The organism is Paenibacillus sp. E194 (assembly GCF_000935845.1).
In the GTDB taxonomy this organism is placed as follows: Bacteria; Bacillota; Bacilli; order Paenibacillales; family Paenibacillaceae; genus Paenibacillus_B; species Paenibacillus_B alvei_B.
Map to the genome: position 1 here is coordinate 1 of NZ_JMDX01000411.1, position 2,888 is coordinate 2,888.

At 45.9% G+C, this 2,888-nt stretch carries 4 protein-coding genes; 2 read left to right on the forward strand and 2 right to left on the reverse strand.

The annotated features are described in order from the left end of the window. Nucleotides 1–280: DUF2871 family protein (locus tag AZ66_RS28250; RefSeq protein WP_044357973.1), on the forward strand; the 280-nt coding region annotated here is incomplete at its 5' end. 242 nt (nt 281–522) lie between these two features. Here AZ66_RS28250 and AZ66_RS28255 read toward each other — a convergent pair. Together AZ66_RS28255 and AZ66_RS28260 are read right to left on the reverse strand one after the other, a co-directional pair. After that, entirely contained in the window at nt 523–744 is a 222-nt protein-coding gene (locus AZ66_RS28255) for a hypothetical protein (RefSeq protein ID WP_156160124.1), read from the reverse strand. 260 nt (nt 745–1,004) lie between these two features. Next, a complete protein-coding gene (locus AZ66_RS28260) occupies nt 1,005–1,364 on the reverse strand; it encodes a HesB/IscA family protein (RefSeq protein ID WP_021258546.1) in 360 nt (119 codons plus the stop codon). Between the two features lie 267 nt (nt 1,365–1,631). Here AZ66_RS28260 and mqnE point away from each other — a divergent pair, with 267 nt between their 5' ends. After that, complete coding sequence (gene mqnE / locus AZ66_RS28265; protein WP_044357975.1) at nt 1,632–2,738, forward strand: aminofutalosine synthase MqnE; 1,107 nt, start codon at nt 1,632–1,634, stop codon at nt 2,736–2,738. Nucleotides 2,739–2,888 lie beyond the last annotated feature (150 nt).

The window sequence follows — 2,888 nt, forward strand, 5'->3', positions numbered from 1 at the left end:
GCACACCCATATTCTCGTTCTCGGCTTCCTGTTCTTCCTGCTTCTCACCTTGCTTGCGAAGCAGTTCCGCGTACATGAAGTCCGTTCATTCAAAGGTTGGTACTATGTATACAATATCGGCCTGGTGCTAAGTCTTGCAGCGATGACGGTTCGCGGCATCCTTCAGGTTAACGGAACAGATATGAAGGGCTTGAGCCACATGGCCGGCCTTGGACACGCAATCCTCGGAGCAAGCATCATTTGGTTCATGATCTTGCTGGGCAAACGAGTAAAGGAATAGAACTTCTAAATTTACCGTTATTTTGATGATAATGACATGTTCATCGGCATCAGCTTCATGAAGGATCACTTCAAAGTAGCAAAAAAATAACGATCAACTCAACTTAACAAGACAAGATACCCGAAGGCTAAGGCTGCACCTGCTCTTCCTATAAGAGTAAGGGCAGCCTTCTTCAGTTGAGCAGAATAGATGGCTGCACAGCTTCTGTGTTCTGTGTTCAATTCGTTCTATCCCCACACAAATTAACAGCTGCCTGAGCTCTCAATAACGGTAGCTCCCGTGGTTCCTGCATGGTACGTATTGTTGTGATTCTGGGCATCCCTTGTTGAATCTTGACGGGAATCGTAGCAAGTCCCATGCCACTCTCCTGGACATTCCGAGCAATACGCTCTATAAGACACCAGCAGTGTACGGTCTGCATCAGTGGATTGCTGTACTTGATGTGCATCATGATGTTCATTCATAGGTATCACCTCCTGCTCGTTATAAGGTTCGCCGAAACAATTTGCAGTATGATTAGAAATATTAGGATTAGCGCTATAGACGCCAAAAACAACAAAAAGACCTCTTATAAGGCAGCAATGCTCTACTCTACCGTAATAAGAGGTCTTCTATATTTCATTATCATCTAATCACGAAGTCTAATCGCAATTATCGAATCGAATTGAATCAGAATGTATCATTCATTTATTTAAATATGAGGTATCATGCAAATAAGTGGAGACTAGTCGTCGCACTTCTCCGCTTTCCCCTCATTTGTCGCAGTACGGAAGCTGGAGCCGCAGCCGCAAGTTGCTACCGCGTTCGGGTTGTCGATCGTGAAGCCTCCAGACATGCCGGATTCCTTGTAGTCGATTGTAAGTCCACTCAAATGAGGAACACTTTCCTTATCGATGACCACTTTCATGCCGCCAATCTCCAAGTGCACATCTTCTTCAGTCTCTTCATCGTCAAATCCCATACCATAGGAGAATCCGCTGCAACCGCCTGGACGAACACCGACACGCAGGAACATATTTTCATTTTCCTCTTGCGCAATCATTTCCTTTATCTTCTCAATCGCTTCATCGCTGATTGTAATCATTCTAATCACCCTCCTCGTATTACTAAGTATAACCATCCCCTTCGGCATATACAAGAGAACATCACTGCTGGTAATTTGCACCTTTACTTCCTCTAGACGTATTGCCCCACCTCTTATGCGAATGTATAATGGAACTGACATCAATTAATGTGATTCGTTTCACTGCAATCTCCGACGGAACTTATCCGCCGCGGAGTTTTTTATTTGTCAATAACAGCATATTGTGCTGAATTGTAAAAATATACCTTACCTGAAGGGGGCCTGTGTATGACTACAGTCATGACGCGTCATGCCGATCCACGTATGGCCGAAATCGCAGATAAAGTCGAACGCGGTGAGCGCCTGACGCTTGAGGATGGCGTTTACTTGTATGAAACGGACGACCTGTTGACCTTGGGTCAATTGGCGAATCTTGCGAACATGCGCAAGAACGGCAAAAATGTTTATTTTATTGAAAATATGTCCCTATACTTCACGAATGTATGCGAAGCGCACTGCGCCTTCTGCAACTTCCGTAAAGATCAAGGAGACGAAGGTGCTTATACATTATCCGGTCAAGAAATGATCGACTTCGTAGATCAGCACATCCAACCGGGCGTACGCGAGTTCCATATCGTTGGCGGACACAATCCGCATGTACCGTTCTCTTATTATGTAGATTCACTTCGTGCACTGAACGAGAAGTATCCAGACGTCACACTTAAGGCGTACACAGCAGCTGAAATTGATTTCTTCACACGCATCAGCGGCTTGAGCATTGAAGAGGTGCTTAAAGAGCTAATGAATGCCGGACTGGAATCTCTGACAGGTGGAGGAGCAGAAATTCTATCCGATGAATATCGGAAGAAGATGCGTGTCGAGAAGGCTGGCGTTGAGCGCTATCTCGAAGTTCATCGTACGGCACATCAACTTGGCATGAAGACACATACAACGATGCTGTACGGCGCAATCGAATCGCATGAGGATCGTATTCGCCATATGATCTCGATCCGTGAACTTCAAGATGAGACGAATGGCTTCCAAGTTTTCATTCCATTGTCTATGCAGCCGAAGAGTCCTAAAGCCAGCATCAAGCGCCGCAACTCCGCTTATGAAGACTTGAAGACAATCGCGATCAGCCGCCTTATGCTGGACAATATTCAACATATTAAAGCGTACTTCATCAATATCGGAACCCAGTTGACACAAGTTGCACTTACATTCGGTGCTTCCGACGTGCACGGCACGCTTGTGAAGGAACGCATCAGTCATGCAGCCGGCGCGCTTACACCGGAAGGTTTGACGCGCGATGAACTCGTATGGCTCATTAAGGGAGCAGGCCGTACGCCGATCGAACGCGATACGTTCTACAATCCGATTAAGATATATGAGTAATGTCGATGTAATTGATCATCGAGCATATTAGAGAGATAGAGGTAATGCATGACCCTATTGGATAATACAACAGAGAATCAGCAACCGCGGGCACGATTCATAACACCGAAGACATGGCTTCCAGCCGGCTTCATTGAATCGCGTCCCAGG